The sequence below is a fragment of the Phascolarctobacterium faecium genome (assembly GCF_003945365.1).
GTDB classification, from domain to species: domain Bacteria; phylum Bacillota; class Negativicutes; order Acidaminococcales; family Acidaminococcaceae; genus Phascolarctobacterium; species Phascolarctobacterium faecium.
Window position 1 is genome coordinate 1,394,788 of record NZ_AP019004.1, and the last position, 20,830, is coordinate 1,415,617.

At 43.2% G+C, this 20,830-nt stretch carries 15 protein-coding genes; 13 read left to right on the plus strand and 2 right to left on the minus strand.

The genetic code is table 11. The features are described from left to right. The first annotated feature begins 37 nt into the window (after window positions 1-37). The 12 genes from PFJ30894_RS06870 (at window position 38) to PFJ30894_RS06925 (ending at window position 18,024) form a co-directional block, all read left to right on the plus strand. Window positions 38-1,324 carry an L-cysteine desulfidase family protein gene (locus PFJ30894_RS06870; protein WP_113077130.1) on the plus strand — a complete coding sequence of 429 codons (1,287 nt, stop codon included), beginning with the start codon at window positions 38-40 and terminating at the stop codon, window positions 1,322-1,324. 38 nt (window positions 1,325-1,362) lie between these two features. Next, a complete protein-coding gene (locus PFJ30894_RS06875) occupies window positions 1,363-2,763 on the plus strand; it encodes an AsmA family protein (RefSeq protein ID WP_113077129.1) in 1,401 nt (466 codons plus the stop codon). A gap of 34 nt (window positions 2,764-2,797) precedes the next feature. Further along, window positions 2,798-5,065, plus strand: a complete 2,268-nt coding sequence (locus PFJ30894_RS06880; RefSeq protein WP_125669370.1) for a bifunctional diguanylate cyclase/phosphodiesterase — start codon at window positions 2,798-2,800, stop codon at window positions 5,063-5,065. After that, window positions 5,028-5,507: a GNAT family N-acetyltransferase gene (locus PFJ30894_RS06885; protein ID WP_113077126.1), complete on the plus strand. Its 480-nt coding sequence runs from the start codon at window positions 5,028-5,030 to the stop codon at window positions 5,505-5,507. The genes PFJ30894_RS06880 and PFJ30894_RS06885 overlap by 38 nt, the downstream gene beginning before the upstream one ends. 103 nt (window positions 5,508-5,610) lie before the next feature. Beyond that, complete coding sequence (locus PFJ30894_RS11935; RefSeq protein ID WP_113077125.1) at window positions 5,611-8,688, plus strand: PD-(D/E)XK nuclease family protein; 3,078 nt, start codon at window positions 5,611-5,613, stop codon at window positions 8,686-8,688. Further along, complete coding sequence (locus PFJ30894_RS06895) at window positions 8,681-12,028, plus strand: UvrD-helicase domain-containing protein (RefSeq protein WP_113077124.1); 3,348 nt, start codon at window positions 8,681-8,683, stop codon at window positions 12,026-12,028. Before PFJ30894_RS11935 ends, PFJ30894_RS06895 begins: the two co-directional genes overlap by 8 nt. Before the next feature lie 587 nt (window positions 12,029-12,615). Then, entirely contained in the window at window positions 12,616-12,813 is a 198-nt protein-coding gene (locus PFJ30894_RS06900) for a hypothetical protein (RefSeq protein ID WP_044491645.1), read from the plus strand. 271 nt (window positions 12,814-13,084) lie between these two features. After that, window positions 13,085-14,395 carry an ABC transporter substrate-binding protein gene (locus PFJ30894_RS06905; RefSeq protein WP_021717659.1) on the plus strand — a complete coding sequence of 437 codons (1,311 nt, stop codon included), beginning with the start codon at window positions 13,085-13,087 and terminating at the stop codon, window positions 14,393-14,395. Between the two features lie 69 nt (window positions 14,396-14,464). Then, on the plus strand, window positions 14,465-15,343 hold the full coding sequence (locus tag PFJ30894_RS06910) for a carbohydrate ABC transporter permease (protein WP_021717660.1): 879 nt from the start codon (window positions 14,465-14,467) through the stop codon (window positions 15,341-15,343). Further along, window positions 15,333-16,160, plus strand: coding sequence for a carbohydrate ABC transporter permease (locus PFJ30894_RS06915; protein ID WP_113077122.1), 828 nt, complete (start codon window positions 15,333-15,335; stop codon window positions 16,158-16,160). The genes PFJ30894_RS06910 and PFJ30894_RS06915 overlap by 11 nt, the downstream gene beginning before the upstream one ends. Before the next feature lie 3 nt (window positions 16,161-16,163). Further along, on the plus strand, window positions 16,164-17,267 hold the full coding sequence (locus PFJ30894_RS06920; RefSeq protein ID WP_113077121.1) for an ABC transporter ATP-binding protein: 1,104 nt from the start codon (window positions 16,164-16,166) through the stop codon (window positions 17,265-17,267). Continuing rightward, a complete protein-coding gene (locus tag PFJ30894_RS06925) occupies window positions 17,251-18,024 on the plus strand; it encodes a sugar phosphate isomerase/epimerase family protein (RefSeq protein WP_021717663.1) in 774 nt (257 codons plus the stop codon). Before PFJ30894_RS06920 ends, PFJ30894_RS06925 begins: the two co-directional genes overlap by 17 nt. A gap of 108 nt (window positions 18,025-18,132) precedes the next feature. Here the strand turns inward: PFJ30894_RS06925 and PFJ30894_RS06930 are convergent, their stop codons facing one another. Both PFJ30894_RS06930 and PFJ30894_RS06935 read right to left on the minus strand, forming a co-directional pair. Further along, window positions 18,133-19,011 carry a DMT family transporter gene (locus PFJ30894_RS06930; RefSeq protein ID WP_113077120.1) on the minus strand — a complete coding sequence of 293 codons (879 nt, stop codon included), beginning with the start codon at window positions 19,009-19,011 and terminating at the stop codon, window positions 18,133-18,135. A 52-nt stretch (window positions 19,012-19,063) separates the two neighbouring features. Beyond that, entirely contained in the window at window positions 19,064-19,936 is an 873-nt protein-coding gene (locus PFJ30894_RS06935) for an SPL family radical SAM protein (protein ID WP_113077119.1), read from the minus strand. A gap of 347 nt (window positions 19,937-20,283) precedes the next feature. On the opposite strand from PFJ30894_RS06935, the gene PFJ30894_RS06940 reads away from it, so the two are divergent. Continuing rightward, the gene (locus PFJ30894_RS06940; protein WP_113077118.1) at window positions 20,284-20,790 is read left to right on the plus strand and encodes a helix-turn-helix domain-containing protein; all 507 of its coding nucleotides are present in this window, start codon (window positions 20,284-20,286) and stop codon (window positions 20,788-20,790) included. The last annotated feature ends 40 nt before the right edge of the window (window positions 20,791-20,830 follow it).

Here is a 20,830-nt window from a genome sequence, read left to right on the forward strand (position 1 = left end):
AATTAAGAATAAATCATAAATACAGAGGGGTAAGCAGATGATAACAAGGCAAAAATACCAGGATTATATCAATGTGCTGAAAGAGGAATTGATTCCGGCGATGGGGTGTACTGAGCCTATTGCTATTGCTTATGCCGGAGCTATTGCCAGAGAGCATTTAGGCTGTTTGCCTGAACGTGTAGAAATTGAGGTCAGCGGTAATATCATCAAGAATGTAAAAAGTGTTATTGTACCGAATACAGGGGGACTGCGCGGTATTGAAGTGGCAGCGGCAGCAGGTATTGTGGCAGGAGATGCCGCGAAGGAGCTTAAAGTTATTTCGGAAGTGAGTACAGAAGCAGTTGCCGTAATTCATAAATTTTTAGAAAGCACACCAATAACAGTTAATTTTTCTGATAGTAAAAAAATCTTTGATATAATGATCACTGTTTATGGTAATGGCCATTCTGCTTATGTACGCATCTGTGAGTTTCATACAAATATAGTGGAAATAAGAGAAGATGATAAATATGTGCTGCAGAAAGATATTGCAGTCGAAGACAGTTTGGGCTTTACAGATCGTGGATTTATGAATGTACAGGAGATTATTGAATTTGCTGATACTGCAAGAATAGAAGATGTTAAGGATATTCTTGATCTTCAGATCGAATGTAATGTTAATATTTCAGAGGAAGGCTTGGCTGGCGATTATGGAGCTAATATCGGTAAGGTCCTTTTAAAGACTTATGGAACGGATGACGTAAAAATAAGAGCTAAAGCCAAAGCAGCTGCCGGTTCTGACGCCAGAATGAACGGCTGCGAGATGCCAGTCGTGATCAATTCCGGCAGCGGTAATCAGGGGATTACTGCCTCCATACCAGTTATAGAGTATGCTAAGGAGTTGGGTGTTTCTGACGAGAAACGTTATAGGGCCTTGCTGGTATCTAATCTGATCACGATCCATTTGAAGTCAGGTATCGGCAGGCTGTCGGCTTACTGCGGTGCAGTCAGTGCCGGCTGTGCCAGTGGTGCCGGTATTGCGTATCTGTATGGAGGCGGTGTTGATGAAGTTTCTCACACGATCGTCAATTCTCTGGCAATAACTTCCGGTATTATCTGCGACGGCGCTAAAGCTTCGTGCGCTGCTAAAATAGCTACGGCTATCGATGCAGGTATATTAGGTTATCATATGTATAAAGAAGGGCAGCAATTTTACGGAGGCGATGGTATCGTCAGCAAAGGTGTTGAGAACACTATAAAAAATGTGGGGCAGCTGGCTAAAGAGGGAATGGCTACTACTGATCAGGAAATTTTGAAGATTATGACGAAAACACAGAGTATTTAAGCGTAGCTGAAACAGTCCGCTCAAAGGATAGTGATAATATGCAGATAAAAAAGAAATATATTTATATCGCTTTGGGACTGTGGGCGCTTGTGACAGTTACTTATTTTACTTTGTGTAAAATAGCCAGTGATCAGGCTATGCTTATTTTTAATAAAACTATGTCTGCTCAAAAAGTGCTCAAAGGCTCGGTGACGCTTGGCAGTATTGATGCCGACATTTGGGGGCGGGTAGAGTTTCAGAATCTTGTCTGGCTTGATATTGACGGTCAGCCTATCGTACATGTGCCGCAGGGACGTTTCAAGGTGCGGACATGGGATATTATTACCAGAAGTATCAGTACATCTACTATTAAGGAACTGGAATTGGACAACGCTTTGTTTGCCGTAAGATTCAACAGAAAGATGCAGTTGGATATTTTTGAGCAGGCACAGGCCAAAAGAGTTATTGACCGGGCTGAACAAAAGGAAGCTGTTTTGTCAGGAAACGAAACAGCAGCTGAACTTGAACATATAGCGCAGGAAAAGATCGTAGTAAAGGAAAGGCATCCTGGAGACAGGCATGAATTGAATCTGGATTTAGAAAATAAGCGGCTGAAAATGCGTGTTGTTTTTAATAACTGTACCTTAACTGCCGGTTATCATAACCGTTATTTTGTACTGAATGAAGTTAATGCAATAATTGATATTGATACGCAGAAAAAGCTTACGATTGATTTTGTGACTGGAAAATTTGGCGGCACTATGGTTGGCGATGGGGTGGAAATAAAGGGAAACATCAATTTAGCGCAGCAGATTCCCCATTACGATCTGCATTTGGAACTGTATAATGTGTTACCTGCCTCATTGGGGATCGCAGATATCAAAGATACGGTTTCTATCACTGCTGCCGTCACCGGCGAGCTTCCAAGCCCTGTTATCGATGGTCATTTGACTTTTAAAGAATTGAATATTCCGGGATTGCATTTTTCTAAGGTCAGAGGTGATTTGCATTATGAAGATGCACTGCTGAAATTCACTAATGTAACAGGAAATGTTTTTGGCGGCACAGTCGAAGCTTTTGGCGATTATCATCTGGATACAAAATATTATAATATTGATGCTTTGGGACATGATTTGCTGGGCAGCATTGCTGCACGTAACGGTAAAATAAAATGCAAGGTAGAACTGGATTTTAAGATTCGTTCCCAAGGTGACCCTAAAACTGCTTTGACCTATGGCAGTTTTAGGTCTGGAAAAGGGTCATATTATATAATACCTTTCGACAGTATCAGCGGCGAGTTTTCCAATCAAAATAAACGTCTGGAGTTTAAAAATGTTGTCATTGAAACAAAAATGGGGACAATCAAAACAGATGCTTTTGAAATAGTGAAGGGTAAGCTGCATATTGGCGAGATCTATTTGGAAGAGCCTGAGAGCGGACAAACTGTTAAAATAATCTGACTGAAAATGTTTCGGAAATTGGAGGAAGACAGCGATGGGCAAATATAAAAGGCTTTATGGCACGCTTTTGTTGGGTTTGATTGCCATTATTATTTTGTTGACTGCTGTTTTTTCCTATAGCAGAAGCATTGAAGAAAGCTATAAAGAAGAAAACATCAATTCACTGAAAGAACTTTCCAATCAGGGAGCATTGATGCTGCATAACGAAATCAAAAACAAGCAGAATCTTTTAGCAGAACTTTCACATGATGTCAGCCGGATTTTTGTTAATGATCCCCAGGCAGCAGCTGCTTATTTGAAGGAAGCGGCTGAGCGTAACAGCTTTAAGCGGATTGGAGTAGTATTACCTGATGGACGTGCTTATACGACTGATGGTATTCAACTGAATATTTCAGAACGTGAATATTTTGTCAAGGCACTTCGTGGGCAGACGACTGTTTCACGCAATCTTGACGATTATACTGACGGCGGACGGATAGCTGTTTATGCAGTACCTATTCTTGAAGATGACAGTAATAAGCCGAGCGGGGTTTTATTTGCGACCTATAGCCTGGATACTTTCAGAAAAACTATTGAAGTATCTTTTTTTGGCGGTGCCGGATATTCTTATGTAGTACAGGAAAATGGCGACGTTGTAGTGGATTCACAGCATACAGAAAGCTTCAAAAACTTTAGGAATGTTTATGCTGCCCTGCTGACAGCAGACCCGGTAAATAATAAAGACAGCGCAGAAAAACTCTGGCAGATGATCAACAGCAAAAAAGGCGGTTATATTGAATTTTATAACGGCAGTCAGAAATATATGTACTGTTCACCGATTGGTGTAAATAACTGGATGCTGCTGACGGTAACTCCAGCCAGTGTTATTGAAGATAAGACTAATATGGTTCTGAATAAAACTTATTTGCTGGGTATTTTATTGATTGCGATTTTTTTACTGTTTATCTGGCATATTATGCGTATTCACACCCGCAATCAAAAGGAACTAATGGATATCGCTTATGTCGATGAAGTTACTGGCGGGCATTCTTTTGCCAAATTTTTTAAAGAAGCAGAACTGTTATTGCCTGAAACAGATAAGAAAACAGCTATCATAAGTATGGATATCGACGGCTTTAAATATTTCAACGATATGTTTGGCTATGGAGAAGGCAATGACCTTTTGCGTTATATTTGGCAGGAAGTAAAAGCAAGCCTGAATGAAGGCGAAATATTAGCGCATGGTGTTGCCGATACATTTATTTTTTTGCTGCGATTTGATACGAGAGAAGAACTGCTTTGGCGTATCAATGATTTATGTCTGCATTTGAATAACTATATTACAAAAAGCGGACAGGTCTATAAACTATCCCTTTCTATGGGTATATACGAGGTTGACGGTGAAACTGATGATATCGTCAGTATGGCAGACAGAGCTTATATTGCCCGGCAGACAATAAAAAATAAAGGTGACACAGCCTGGGCTTTTTATGACGGAGCCGTACGTGATAAGCTGTTGCACGAAAAAGAAATTGAAAGTCAGATGGAAAAAGCTTTGGCTGAAGGCGAATTTATTGCTTACTATCAGCCCAAGTACAGTACCAAAGAGCAGAAACTTATCGGTGCAGAAGCTTTAGTACGCTGGCGCAGAAGTAACGGTATTATTGTTCCGCCCTATCAATTTGTGCCGCTTTTTGAACGTAATGGATTTATCAATAAGGTTGACCGTTATATGTTCGAACTCGTCTGTCGCCAGCAGATGCGTTGGCTTAAACAGGGGCTTATACCTGTGCCAATATCAGTCAATATGTCGCGGATGTGCCTGTATGATCCGCATATTGTTGACGAATATATCGGTGTTTTGAATGGAAGCGGTTTGTCTGCTGCTTATATAAAGCTGGAGCTGACGGAAAGTGCCTTTTTTGAAAATATCAGTATTATGAATAATGTTATCGAAGCATTGCATAAAGTTGGCATCAAAGTCTTGATGGATGATTTTGGAACCGGTTATTCTTCGATGATGATGCTTAAAAATGTAGCTATCGACGTTTTGAAGCTGGACAAAAGCTTTGTCGACGATATTGGGGATGACCGCAGTGAAAAAATCATTTCAAATATCATTTATCTGGCTCATTCTCTGCAAATAGAAGTGACTGCCGAAGGAGTAGAGACTGCAGCGCAGTTTGAATTTTTGAAAAGTGTTGGCTGTGATTATATTCAGGGGTATTATTTTGGTAAACCGCAGCTGGCTGAAGATTTTGCGGCGTTGCTGCAAAAAGAATTTTATGATGGAAGTGATGCGGGTGCTGATAAGAAAGGCTGAATTACAGGATGTAAGAGCTGTGTACGCTCTGATTTGTGAATTAGAGGAGCAGGATTTGCCGCTGCTGGAATTTGAAAATATCTTCGGTAGTTTATTGAAGCTGCCGGAACATTTTCTCATGATTGGTGAAATTGAGGGCAGAACCGTTGCATTTTTACATTTGCGCGTAGAAGGACAGCTGCATCATGCCGCAAAAATAGCAGAGATTTTAGAATTTGATGTGGAGCGATCCCATCGCGGCAGGAACTTAGGGCAGCAGTTTTTTGCTTATGCGGAGAAGCTGGCCCGGGACAATGGTTGTATTCAGTTTGAACTAAGCAGTAATATGCTGCGGGAAAAGGCGCATTGCTTCTATGAACGGCAAGGCATGCATAAATTTCACTATAAATTTACGCTCCCTCTGTCTGGAAAAACAGTAAATGAAAATAAGTTAGGTATTTAAAAGCAACGGCTCTGTCAGCTGTTGCTTTTTGTCTGTGCTTAATACTGGAAACTGCTGTTTTGTGGTACAATAAATATATAATTTTATTGAGCGGAGAAGAAAAATGATCGATTTATATACAGTACCTTTAGGTGCTACGGCCAGGGATTTTTTTTCGGCAGAGGCAGAAAACAAATATAGCTATGATGAAGCGTTGCTGGTGCTTCCAAGCAGATTGCTTGTGAATCATGCCCGCCGGTCAGGCAGGGCGCAGGCAGTTAATTTTGAATATCTGCCCAACCGTATCGTAGCATTAAACAGACAGCTGCTGGATTTGCCGCCGGAAGTAAAATTGGAAATGATTTCCCGGAGGACACAGGAACTGCTTGTGGGTGATTTGCTGCACCAGCTGGCTAAATTGCAGGGCCTGGACTATTTTAGTAAACTGGCAGATAAAGAAGGTTTCGTTAAAGCTGTTACCGGGCTTTTGGGTCAGCTTTCACGCAGTGGGTCGACACAGGAAGAAATTACTACGGCGCTGCTGGAATGGGAACAGCGCAATCCTGCCTATGTGATGAAGGACCGTGAAGTAGCGGCACTTTATAACCTTTATCGCAATAAGCTAAAACAAAAAAACTGGTATGATGTAGAGGGTTTATACCGGTTAGCAATAGCGGTTTTAGAAAGACCGCAGGCCAAGCTGCCTTGGCAGCAGTTATATTTCAGCGAATTTTATCATTTTGATGCTTTGCAGCGTTTGCTTATAAAATCTTTGTCACGGCATTGTCAGATCAGTATCGGTTTGATGTACGAGCCCAAACGACCGGAAATATTTGCTGCTGTAGAGCGGAGTTTCGGTTATTTAAGCGGTTTTGCTCAGCTGCATGATCTGCATATGGAAGGTTCAGTACGAAAGCCTGATCTGCAGCACTTAACGGCTAAGTTAGGTGCTGGAAGCTGCCAGACGCTGGCTGTTGCTGACAGTATAAATTTTATTGAATCAGGAGATAGTGAAGGTGAACTGCGGGCAGTGCTGCGTTCTATAAAAGCTAAGCTGCAGCATGGCGCCGCTTATAATGATTTTTTGGTTGCTGTACGTGATTTTAAGACTTACAGCGGTATCAGAGCTGTTTGTGATGAATATGGTATACCTGTTACTTTACCTAAGATCGCTTCTCTGAGTGCTCAGCCTGTCTGTGAATTTCTGCGTTTACTTTTGAACGTAGCTGCCGGCGGCAGTGAAGCTATCGCTGCTTACTGGCGTCTGTTAAAATGCGGCGTTGTAAAGCTGGTCTATAGCTTTGACGGAGAGCAGCTCAACAGATTGAAACAGGAATATTTATATAATGATCTGCGGCAACTGCGTAAGGCAGTTCGTGATAAGGCTGATGCCAATGAAAATAAGCAGTGGTCAGCTGATTTAGGCGAACTTGAGTTGCTGCTGGACAAGGTGCAGCGGCGAGATACGGCGGCTGCTTATGGAGAAACATTTAAAACAATATTAGAAGCTTTGGAGCTGCCTGTTAAGGCTGGCGAAAATTATAAAAATGGCAGGGCAGATCTGCTTGAGGTTAAAAATATAGTAGAGACAGTACGGCAATTATCCGAAGTTTTGGATACACTGAGTGAAGATTATCAGAATGGCGGTTTGGAAAGTGTGCCTTTAAAAGCGGAGGAATACAGCCAGCTGCTGATTTCTGCCTGTTCCGAACGGCAAATCATTTTAACAGCGGCCGACAGTGAAGGTATTTTATTCGGAGAAGCTGCTAATCTGCAGGGGCTGCTGTTCAAGCATGTTTACATTATGGGACTGCGCGAAGGTGAGTTTCCGCGCAGTAAAAATGAAAACTGGATCTACAATGACAGAGAACGGGCCGAATTGAGCGGTGTCGGCGTGGAATTGGATAATACTGCGTGTGCTTATGCTGAGGATAAATTCTTTTTTGCCGCAGTGGCAGCAATGGCAACAGAAACTCTGACTTTGAGCTGGTACAGCGACGATACAGCTGGCGCTTCCGCATATATTGAAGATGTGGAACGATTATATGCAGCCGGGTGTATAACCAGAAGCAGAGCTGGACGTATAGGCTGGCAGGAGGCTTTGTCTGAGCAGGAGCTGCTGCTGGGGATTACCCAAAAAGATACCTGCCATAATTGGTTGTTGGAGCGGTTGGGAGCAGATTGGACACTGCGCAGCAGTATCGAAAGAATTCGTGAGCAAGGCGATAGTGTTTATAAGGGAGTTTTTGAAGACGTACAGCTGCAGCGGGCTATTAATGAAGCTGTTGGCGGTTTATTCAGTGCGTCGCATTTAGAAACCTATGCTCAATGCCCATACAGGTTTTTACTAAGCTATGTCTGGAAACAGCAGCAATATGAAGAACTTACAGAAACGGTGGAGCCTGCTGTTGAAGGCAGCCTGCTGCATGATGTTTTAGCACGATTTATGGCGGGACATTTGCACGAAAAGCTTACCAAATATCCGCCGACTGAGCTTATAAGTCAGCTTGATGACATTATGACGTCAGTTTGTGATGAATATATTACTGGGAAAAAGATTGCCGTTACAGATTTCTGGCCTTCGCAGCGTCGGAAGCTGAATTTGCTGCTGCGCCGCTGGCTGCAGCGGGAGCTTGTATACCAGAAAAAATGGGAACCTTTTGTACCAGTAAAAATAGAATGGGATTTTGGGCGTAACGGCAGTGCTCCGTTGGTGCTGGAGGTCAACGGCGGAAAAATTTATTTGAACGGACGTATCGACCGTATCGACAGTGACGGTAATGGTATTTTTGTTACGGATTATAAACGCAGCCAAACTCCGTCGGGCAGTGAGCTGACAGAAGGACTGGATTTGCAGATTCCGGTATATCTTATGGCGCTTGCAGCCTTAGAGCCTCAGAGCAAAGTGCTTGGCGGCGGTTACTATTCACTAAAGGAAGCGAAACGCAAAGGCGGTTTTGCCATGCAGACTTTAGGAAAAACGCCTTTTACAACAAATAATAAACCGTTCAGTGATGCAGAAGATCAATGGCTGGCTTTTGCAGATTTTTGCCGTACGACTGTCAGAGGATATATCAATACCTTGCGGCAGGGGAATTTCCCGCCGGCGCCGCGTAAAAACTGCCCTGAGTATTGTCCTGGGAAGGATATTTGCCGGGCCTACGGCGAACTGGCAGCAGAAGGCGGTGAAGAAAATGTTTGATTTTACTAAAGCCCAGCAGGAAGCGATAGAGACGCTGGATAGAAATGTATCTGTGTCTGCCGGCGCCGGCAGTGGTAAAACACGTGTTCTCGTAGAACGTTTTGTCAACATTCTTCGACAGAGCCTCAGGCAGGGCGGCAAACAGGTAAGTGCTGCCGATATTCTGGCTATTACCTTTACGCGCAAAGCCGCGGGTGAAATGAAAGAAAGGGTTCGCAGACGTTTGGCGGAATTGGAGCAGGAGGATGCTTTGCATGCATCTTTCTGGCAGCAGCAGCTGGAACTGCTGGAACAGGCGCGTATCAATACTATACATGGTTTTTGTAACAGTCTGTTGAAAGAAAATCCCGTGGAAGCAGGTCTTGATCCTGCTTTTCAGGTAGCTGAAGAAGTAGAAATGGATGAATTTTTACTGCGCACTGTGCAGCAGTTTGTAAAACAGGGACTGCGCCGCGGTGACAGTGATATTTTACGTCTGGCTGATGAATATACCGCAGCTGATGTTGTAAAACAGCTATTGCTTGCCATACCTAAAATGGATGCGATTTTGAACTTTGGTGATTTGTTACAGCCGTATCAGGCAAAGATGAACGAGAAAAACGTATTACAGGTACAACTGCAGGAGCTGCTATTGGAACTGGCAGAAGACAAAATGAAGGTGAAAGCCTCAGCTCATAGGCAAAAGCTGGAATTGCTGCGCGAACACCTTCCGGAACTTTTAAAGGCGGCAGCAGACAGCAGCAAGCCTGAAAATATGACGCTTTTAGACAGCTATGTGGGTACTCTAGCTGCAACAAGCAGTGATAAAGCAGTGGTCAAAGCGGCTAAAGAAATTCTGCAGCAGCTGCATTTGCTGGCGGCAGACGCAGCTGCACTGAAATTGATACCCTGCTGGCAGCAGGCTCTGGTGAATTGCAGTGCTTATCTGCGTGAACAGCAGGAGCTTAATAATATGCTGGGCTTCGACGACTTGGAAAGCAGGGCCTTGGAGCTTTTAAAAAATAACCGCCAGGTTTGCAGTAAAAACAGCAGCCGCTATCAGTATATTATGGTCGACGAATTTCAGGATACTAACGAACGCCAAAGAGAACTTGTTTATTTGCTGTGCGGCGGTGATAAAGACAGGCTGCTGGGACATAAGCTGTTCGTAGTAGGTGATGCCAAGCAATCAATTTATCGTTTCCGCGGCGCTGACGTAAGTGTATTTGCCCGTGTCAGGCGCGATATAGAAGCTGCTGGCGGCAGTAATATCGTTTTAGATGATAACTTCCGTACAGTTGATAAAGTGCTTGATTTATGCAATTTGGCCTTTGCGGCATTATTAGGTGAAGACAGACAGCAGGACGTTTATTTTGAAGCGTTGAATGCCAATCGTGCGACTGATATTTTGCCGGAAATGCTGGTAATCGCATACGATAAAGAAAGCAAAGCCATCCGCAGGGAAGCGGAGGCAGCAGTTATAGCAGAACGGATACTGCAGCTGCATACCGAAGAACAAATATCCTACAAAGATATGGTAATACTACTCGGTGCATTAACATCGGCTAAAAGTTTTGCCTCTGCTCTGCAGCAGGCGGGTATACCTTATACTATCGTTGATGGTAAAGGTTTTTATGAACGACGGGAAATCATTGATTTGATCAATTTACTGGTATTTTTGGAAGACAGCAGCCGCAGTCTGGAGCTTGCTGGTGTGCTGAGGTCGCCATATTTTGCTGTTGATGATGAAAGCTTGACAGCACTTTTTCTGGAGCTGAACAAGCAGAAGGAGCAGACAGTTACCTTATGGCAGCTGCTGCAGAAGGATGCATGGCTGTTGATCGATTATCAGAAGCGTTGCCATCTATTGACTGCTGCGGAGAAACTTCGGCAGCTGCGGCAATATGCGGAGACGACGCCATTGCCGGAATTGCTGCATACTATTGTTGACGTCTTGCAACTGGAACCGCTTCTGACAGCGCAGGAATTTGGTCTGGAAAAGCTTGCTAATATAAAAAAAATGATTGCTTTGGCTGAGGCCTATACCATAGAAAAACATGGGACGCTGGCAGAATATCTGCTGCGGCTGCAGCAGCTGCGCCAGGCCGGAGCAAGAGAGGCTGCTGCTGCAGATACGACTGGCTGCGATTTCGTGACGATTATGACGATCCATAAATCCAAAGGCTTGGAATTCCCTGTAGTTTTTGTACCCGCGCTTGATGCCAAGGGCAAAGGCGATACGGATATGCTGAGATTTAATGCAGACGCAGGTTTAGGCATTAAAGTTGATATCGGCGGTGAATTGCAGGATACAAGCGTCATGCTGGCAATCAAAGACATAGAAAAGCAGTTGGATAGCGCTGAAAAACAGAGGCAGTTATATGTTGCAATGACAAGGGCGCAGGACAGGCTGATCCTATCAGGGACTTATGACAGCAGCAGCAAAAGCAGAAGTGAGACATGGTTCAGCAGCCTGCGCAATATTTTACAGGAATATGATCATTTCCTGTTAAAGGAATATGCAGCTGATAAAAAAGAAATTTCTGTTAACGCAGCAGCAGAGTTGGAGAAGGTTATTGTAACAGATGAACTGCTGCAGCGGATCAAACCGCTGCCGGAATACGGGTTGGAGTGGCAGCGCAGCTTGTCAGCAACAGCGCTGCAGACGTATCTTGATTGCCCCCGCTGTTATTATTATCAATATATTTTGCAGATGCCGGGGTATGAAGCTGTAAAGGTAACTGATTCAGACGGTTATCTGCCGGCGGCACTGCAGGGGACTGTGATCCATAAGGCTTTGGAATTACTGACGAACGGTTACGAACCGGAACAGGCTTTCAGATCAGCGCTGCAGATAAATAAGGTACAGGGAAGCGCTGCACGGACATATGATATATATATGCAATATATTAATGGACCTCTTTATCAAAAGCTGCAGAATGCTGAACGTAAGGCTGAAATTAGCTTTGAACTACCGTTGCTGCAGGAATATGGGATTGCTGCTGCTTTCAGCGGTTATATTGACTGTACTGTTTTTAACAGTGACGGTACGCTGAGGATCGTTGACTATAAGACAGGCGTGCCGCCGGAAGCAGGCGAACCTGCACCGGGTTATATTTATCAGTTGGCACTGTATCAAAAGGCAGCTGCAGAATTATGGCAGCGTCCGGTGACATTGGCCGAGTTGCACTTTTTACAAAATAATTCCTGCTGGCAGCTGCAGGATTGCAGTGATAGATTGCAGGAAGTTGCTGAGTTATGCAGGGATATTTTTTCTAAACGCAGAGAAAGTGAATTTACTGTGAAAACGAAATATTGTAAAAACTGTCCGTTTGCCTACTTCTGCGCAGGCCAAGAATAAATAGTTGAAAATTAATAAATAAAAAACACCTGTGAATACAGGTGTTTTTTATTTATCTGTAGTTGTTCAAATTTAATATTTTCATAGGTTAAAGAAGCGCAACAATGACGATACATACAGTATTTTTAATAATTCTATTCACTTGTATCTATAAATCACAAACATTCCCTATAGTTAACAAGAATGGCAAAATATCACAATAAATTAAATCTGAAATTAATTATGTAAATAAAGATATCTTGCATACTCAAAACAAATATGTTATTATACCTAAAAATATCTATAAAGAAAAATAAAAATTTAAAAAGACAAACTTTTTTCAATAATGTGAATTAAAATTTACAAATTATAAATTTTTGCAATAAGAGGAAGTTTAAAAAATATCTGACAGAGATAGTTTACTTTTAAAAAAGTGTAACTGACGGGTGTCCTTAGCAATAAGCAAAAACAACGTCGTTAAAACGGCGCTCAATAATTGGTACCCCGATGAATATAAAGCTCAAAAGCCTTGTAAGGGAGTGATAAAGTGAAAATTCCATTGAAGTAAGCTCAGACCAAAAAATATTCTGAGTTTGGGGTGATCTGCTATGAAAGAAAAAGAAACAATGAACACAATTGAAACAAAAGCTAAAAGCATCGTCGGTTCTCTGGTGATGATTTGCCCGGTTTGCGGCAAAGAATTCGTCTGTAATAAAGCTCATCATGTTTACACGGCTTTGATAAAAAGAAAACGCTACTATTATTGCAGGTACTCCTGCTTTAAGAATAGACCGGGAGCTAAGTAGTATTTAGACTGATGATTTGGCTGATTGACATGGAAATGCTTTAGTTAAGATATAATTTCCCCGACTGTTATACAGTCGGGGGTTTAATATATTGAAGTTTTAAAGAATTAAAGGACGGTGGAACTTGGATAAAGTTTTACTGTTTTTTTATTTTTTCTAAACATATTTTTGCAACAAACTTTACAAATCTTTAACAAAAACAACGTTTAGATTTAATCAAAATTCGTTATCATACATAACAGAGCTCGTAACTAAAAAGTGGAGGGTAAAAATGATGATGAAGAAGAAACTTGCGGCACTGCTTTTGGCAGCTGCCAGTGCGATGGTCTTTACCGGCTGCGGCAGCAGTGATAATCAGTCTAAAGGCGGTGTTGACAAAAAAGTGCAGATTGAATATTGGCATGTAGCCTCCGAAAGCTTCGGCGGTACAACGGTTAAAGAACTGGTTGCCGATTTTAATGCCAAGCATCCCAATATCCAGGTTGTCGAAAAATATAACCCTGATATGTATAAAGGGTTGACACAAAATCTGCAGGCAGCTATCGCTTCCGGTAAAAATCCTGACGTTGTGCAGATGGGCTGGTCTTATTTGAACTATGCCGCTGAAAATCTTAAATACACTGACCTGCAGCCGATGATCGAAAAGCAGGCTCCTGAAGACAAAAATTTCTTGAAAGAGAATTATCTGCCTAATGTTCTGGCATTGGCTCAGACTGATGACGGCAAACAGATCGGTATTCCATATTCTATAAGTGTGCCTGTCCTGTTCTATAATCCTGAAATTTTTACTGCAGCAGGACTTGACCCCAATAATCCGCCTAAAACCTGGAAAGAGGTAGTGAGTGCGGCAAAACAGATCAAAGAAAAGACCGGTAATATGGGCTTTTTTATGCAGGAATATGCTGATAACTGGACTCAGCAGGCCATTATTGAATCTAACGGCGGTTCAATGCTGAAAAATGAAGGCGGCAAAGTCAAAGCCGGTTTCGATACTCCCGAAGCAGCAGCAGCTTATCAGTTGTTGGCTGATATGGTCAAAGACGGCAATGGCCTGCATGCTACTAATGAAGAAGGGTTCCAGGCTTATCTGTCCGGTAAGTTGGGGATGGTTTGCACTACTATTGGCAAACGTGCCAATTTTGAAAAAAGCGCCAAGTTCAAAGTTATGGCAGCTCCTTTCCCACAGTTTGAAGGCAAAGAATTGAAAGTGCCGGCAGGTGGTAACTTCCTGATGCTGTTCTCAAAAGATGCCGATAAACAAAAAGCAGCATGGGAATTCATTAAATATATCGAATCTCCTGAAGCGCTGGCTAAATGGAGCACCGGTACAGGTTATCTACCTCCGCGTAAAGGCGTAGCAGACGACCCCAACGGTTTCAAAAAAATGATCGAAGAAAACAAAAATATCCAGGTTGCCTTGTCTACGATGCCTAATCTGGTAAAATGGGCCAGCTTCCCTGGCGCTAACGGATTACAGGCTGAACAGCTCTTGATTGACGCACGCGATATTATACTGAGCGGCAAAGAAACTGCCGCCCAAGCGCTGCACGAAACTGCAGAAAAGATCAATAACTTACTGTAATACAAACGATTGAACCAATCAGGATGCTGCTTGTTGCGGCATCCTGATTTTTACCAAAGGAGAGTTGTTATGAATAAAGCCAAGTGGCCTGCGTTTTGGTTCTTACTGCCGGCGGCTCTGCTGTTTGTTATTTTCTTTTACTGGCCGTTGCTGCAGAATCTGTATCTTAGCTTCTTCAGCTGGAATATGATCAGCCCGACGATGAAATATGTGGGACTGAGCAACTACATTGATATTTTAGGCAGCAAAGAGGTGTACAAAATCATTGGGAATACGGTAATTTTTGTGCTTATTATGCTGCTGTTCAACTTTGTCTTGCCGTATCTTTATTCGTTTATCCTCGGGCATCTTCTTCAGCGGGGAAAAATGTTTTATCGCTCTGTTTTGTTTCTGCCGGCAACTTTATCCCTGGCGGTGGCAAGCATTCTGTTCCTGTGGATCTATAATCCTTTGGCCGGACCGCTTAGTATAGTGCTTGCGTGGTTTGATATGGAATCGCCGCGCTGGTTTAAGGAAAATCTGCTCGTTATTTTTTCTATCTGTACTATCATTGGCTGGAAAGTATTTGGTTATAACCTGATCGTGATGCTGGCAGCGATGGTTGCCGTGCCAAGGGAAATGATCGAAGCAGCCAAGCTGGAGAACGCTTCGAACTGGACGATCTTTAGACGTATTATCATACCGATGACTTCTTCTACTGCAATTTATGTTTTCACGATCACTGTAGTTTTCGGTCTGCAGTATGTACTGGTACCTGTCAATATGCTGACGCAGGGAGGACCGGATCAGGGCAGTTCCAATTTGGTATATATCGTCTATCAGTATGGTTTTATTTTCTTCCAAACCGGTAAATCAGCGGCTTTCGCTATTATCACCATGTTCTGTTATATGGCGTTCCTGTATCTGAAAAATAAATATCTGGAGAAAAAAGTTTATTATGAAAACTAAAACACATCAAGATCTTTGCTGGCATCTGCCTTTGCTTGTGGCAGTATTTATTCAGCTGTGGCCGATAGTTTTTATGGTTTCCACATCGCTCAAAGATATGGACCAGATTTTTCAGGCAACACTCAATCCATTGCCTCTGCCACCGACATTGAATAACTATCTTACCGTATTAGGCAATTTTCCGCTGTTTACTTATATCTATAATACATTTTTCATTGCTGCGTTCGTAACAGTATTCAAAGTGCTGACCAGTGTTTTGGCAGCTTTTGCCTTTATCTATTATGACTTTAAATATAAAGAAACAGTTTTTAACAGCATGCTGCTGACCTTCTTTATTCCGATAACGGTACTGATTATGCCGAATTATTTGCTGATGAGCAGGCTGGACCTGCTGAATACTCCCTGGGGTGTTATGCTGCCGCAGTTTGTTGATGGTATGGGTGTGTTCCTGATGCGTCAGACGATGCGCGGCATACCCAAACCATTGCTGGAAGCCGCTGTTTTAGATAATGCCGGCCCGCTGCAGGTATTGCGCAAGGTTGTGCTGCCGCTGATCAAACCGTCGATAATAGCAGTCGGTATCCTGTTTTTTATCAACTCATGGAACGAATACTTTTGGCCGCTGCTGGTACTGCAGGACAAAGAAACCTATACCCTGCCGCTGGCACTGCAAATGTTTATCAGCGCTGAAGGCGGCAGTGAGTGGGGGATAGCTATGGCTGTCGCTACTCTGACCAGTCTGCCGCCGCTGGCATTATATCTCGTCTGCCAAAAATTTATACTCAATACCTTTATGCAATCGGGGGTCAAAGGATAATATATGAACAGTATTGTATTTGAAAACGTCTGTAAATCTTACGGCGATGCTAAAATCGTCAAGTCTTTGAATCTGGAAATAAAAGAAGGCGAGCGCCTGATTTTGCTGGGGCCTTCCGGCTGCGGCAAAACTACTACGCTGCGAATGATCGCTGGTTTGGAAGATATTACCAGCGGTCAGCTGAAAATGGGAGGCAGAGTAGTTAATGATATTGCTCCCGGTGAACGTAATATTGCCATGGTTTTTCAAAGCTATGCGCTGTTTCCGCATCTTTCTGTCTGGGATAATATCACCTTTGGCCTGCATATCCAAAAGCTTCCGGAAGCGGAAATCAAAAAAAGAGCCGATGAAGCCTTAGAAATACTTAATTTAAGAGGCTATGAAAACTATAAGCCCAAACAGCTTTCAGGCGGGCAGAAACAGAGAGTGGCCTTATGCCGTGCCCTTGTAAAGCAATCACCCTACTTTTTACTGGATGAACCGCTGTCCAATTTGGACGCTCAGCTGCGGCAGCAGGCCAGGACAGAACTGGTACGTATTCATGAGATCTATAAACCGACAATGATTTATGTAACGCATGATCAGGTAGAGGCAATGACTGTCGCCGATCGTATCGTTGTGCTGAAAGATGGCGAACTGCAGCAGATAGCCGCTCCGGATACGATCTACCGTCACCCGGCTAATACATTTGTTGCCGGTTTTATTGGCGCCCCGTCAATGAATATCCTCAAAGCACGTTTTAACCGTGATTGTATTTGTATCGGCAAGGCCGTACTGCCGGTACCGGAGCTGTGGCGTCAGGTGATCGGACAGCGCAGAGACCTGCTGCTGGGTATCAGGCCTGAGCATTGCCGTTTAAGCGAGGACGCTGCTGTGCAGGGAAGTATAACTTATGTAGAAAATACAGGTAATCAGCGTACTGTTGAATTACAGCTTGAGAGTGGTGAGAATATCAGCGTTACAGTAAGTGACCGCAATGCGGATGTACAAAATTCCAGCGGGATCTGTTTCAGCTGGGACGATGTGAGTCTGTTTGATGTGACAAGCGGCAGGAATATTGGCTATATAGAAAAAGGGGAGGTTTTTACTGATGCAATGGGCAGTTAGTGATCTGGCTTTTGGCGGTTTCAATAAAAAATATCTCAGCGGTTTGCCGTTGACCTATAATATCGAATTTTTTTATGAATTCGGGACCGACCATTATTGGGATACGGTATTGCTGCCGCTGGCGCAGAATAATAAGGAAAAAAGAACATTTTCTATCCATGGTCCCTGTGTTGCTGTAAATCTGGCAGACAGCAGTGATGAATATTATTTAAAAGCCTACGCTCAAACCTTTACCTATGCCCAAAAGATCAAAGCAGAATTTGTAGTTGTGCATACCAATGAAATTTACCATGGTGAGGTTGCCGCAGTTAAAGAACTGGTCTATCAGCGCTTGGCTGAAGTGATCAGCCTGGCACAAAGCTACGGCGTTCAAGTTGTTATAGAAAATGTGGGTCTGCGTCCCTGTGGATCACTGCTTTTTGATTTTGAAGAATATCTGGCACTGTTTGAACGTTATCCGCAGGCTCTGGCACTTTTGGATACGGGACATGCCCACGTTAATGGCTGGAATCTTCCTGAAACCGTGAAACGGCTGCAGAAAAAGCTGTTGGCTGTACATGTGCATGATAACGATGGCAGCGGAGACAGCCATCAGCCTGTAGGACTGGGAACGATCGAATGGGAACCTTATTTTGCTTCTATCAGGGATTATGCACCGAATGCACTGCAGATATTGGAATATGCTTATATTGAGCCGGGAGTTCTTACCGAACACCTGCATAAGCTGGAAAGCCGTTATGGTGCACTGCGATTTTAAGTATAAGATGTAAATAGTGATTTTTAGTTTAGTAAAGCATTTGATTTAAATAGTGATAATAAAAAAGCAAGCCGCTAGCGGCTTGCTTTTTTATTATGCTTTTGAGCTTTATTTTGACTGCAGCCACTGCTGTTTTTCAGGATTGAAGCATTCTCCAAATATGGCGCCGCCAAGTATAAGTACGGCTCCTAGCATTTGTAAAGGCAACAGGACTTCATGTAAAAAGAGTACAGAAAAAACAACTGCAGACAGTGGTTCCAGATAACCGCATATGGCAACGGTCTGGACTGGCAAGTCTGTAATAGAAGAAAAATATAAATAACAGCCGATTCCTGTATTAAGCAAGCCGAGCAGTAAAACCGGTATCCAGTCAATCGTTGTCAGTGACAGAACAAAGTTTTTCTGCATACTGACAAATGCGACGACGATAAAAGAGCCGATGACAAGTTGCAGCAAAGAATTTTCCAAACCGGATTTAGGTTTGGCTTTTTTATTTGCTGTTACCATCAGTGCATACATAAACGCAGACATTAAGCCGCAGAAAAGACCCCAAATAGTTTTACCTTCGTCCAGCGCCTGTAAGTTCACTAGGCACATCCCGGCCAGAACAGTTAAAAAACCAGCTATTTTAGGCCAGGTCAGAGTTTCACGAAAAAGAAAAGGTGAAAGAATCATAACGATTACCGGACCGCAGTAATAGGCTAAAGATGCTATGCTGATCCCGACCTGCTGATAGGCTTCGTAAAGCAGCATCCAGCTTGCTCCCATAGCTGACGCCGAAATGAAAAGATAAAGGCAAGTGTGCTTATTCCGGTAAAAAGTAAACCTTTGTCTGGAAACCGTAAAAACAGTTATAAGAAAAAGGCTGCCAAGCAATAGACGCAGCAGAACGATTTCGTAGCTGGGCAGATTGATATTACTGGCAACGATGCCGTTGGAACCAAATAACAAAAGCGCAGCAAAGTATTTATAGTAAGATGATTTCATAGAAATACAAAACCTTTCTTCAAATTGTTTTTATACCAGCCTGCAGTAAAGTTTATTCAAATAAACTTTGCTGCAGGTCTGCCTGATTGCTTGGAAAAGTGCTCAGATAGGCAAATAACTGCTGATTATCCTGAATGATACCATGCTGACGGCATTTTTGCCGCAGCAGCTGCATCAGCTGTTTACTGTTGGGACTGTCGATAACGTACTGATTTCCGTAGGTGTCGATATAGCGTTTTTTCAGTCCGGGGAAGTGTCTGTCCAGCTGCTGGTAAAAGTATTCGCGGTTGCCGTCGCGCAGCGTCAGCCCCATACCGAAACAAATAATGCCGTAAACGCCGGCTTCGATACAGTAATATAAAATACCGCGGAGATTAGCTTCGGTATCGTTGATAAAAGGCAGAATGGGAGCAAGCCAGACTACAGTCGGGATACCTGCGTCACGTAATTGCTTTAAAGCTTCGAAACGCTCACGGGTCGTACTTACATACGGCTCTATTTTTTTGCACAATTCTTCGTCATAGGTGGTCAGAGTCATTTGGACTACGCATTTTGCAGACGCGTTTATTTTTTGCAGCAGATCAAGATCCCTCAGGATCCGGTCCGATTTAGTCAGCACTGTAAAACCGCAGCCATATTTATAAACAAGCTCCATAGCCTGCCGCACGCTGCCGAGTTCGGTTTCCAGAGGAATATAAGGATCTGTCATCGACCCGGTGCCGATCATACATTTTTTGCGCTTGCGCCGCAGGGCTTCTTCCAGCAGTACAAGAGCGTTTTGTTTGACTTCGATATCTTCAAAAGCATGCGGCATCTGATAACAGCTGCTGCGTGAATCACAGTAAATGCAGCCGTGTGAGCAGCCGCGATACAGGTTCATACCATTTTTAGCTGAGAGGATGCCTTTTACTTGCACATAATGCATAGCTGTACCTTTCTGTGTCAGGACAGGCGAAGCTGCCGAATAAAAAATATCAGAGTTGTTTAATGGCTTTTATTATACCATATCTGCCAGGACAGTAGTGTGAAAGTGTTGTGCGGACGGGCAGCAGCACTGTTTGCTGGAGGTGATTTTGGCGATTATCAAAACGTAAGAGCAATAACGGAACCGGACGGCGGCGTAAAAAAGTTCTTGTATGTCTTGTGGGGGTTACAACAGTGCTAAAATTATAGAAAATATTGTTTGGTAAATGTTCTGCAAGTAATAGCAGATAAAGTGCTGATAAATTTAAAAAATATGATCTGATTACATTAAGATGTGAGGCGGGCAATATGTACGATGAACGCTGTTTGAAAATAATCGGCGCTAATATCAAGCTGCTCAGGACATGCCGCGGTATCAGCCAGGGTGAACTGGCCCGGGCTTTGGTTATCAGTCAAACGCATCTGAGCAATATTGAGTGTTGCAGAGTCGCAGTTAATTTCCGTGTTTTACTACGTGCCGCTAATGCGCTGGAGTGTACATTAGATGATTTGCTGCAGCTGGAATTTACGGAACTGACGAAAACAGTGATGGAGGTCAGGGAATATTTCTCTGCACAGGACGGTTATGCGCTGAATGTCACCGGGAAGCTTGTCATTAAGGAAAAAAGCCCAGAACCGGAGCCTTCGTCAGATAATTACGCCCCGTCCTCCGACAGTAAATATACGGGGACTCTGACGAATATTAAGGCTGAAAAAATGCAGCAGGAAGAATACCGTAATCTTGATAAACGCCGCCGCAATACGATCGAACAGGCGTCGGTATCAGTTGAAGGCGACGGTATTAAGCTGGAATAGGCTGCTGCGGAAAAGAATATGAACAATCAAATAGCAGCAT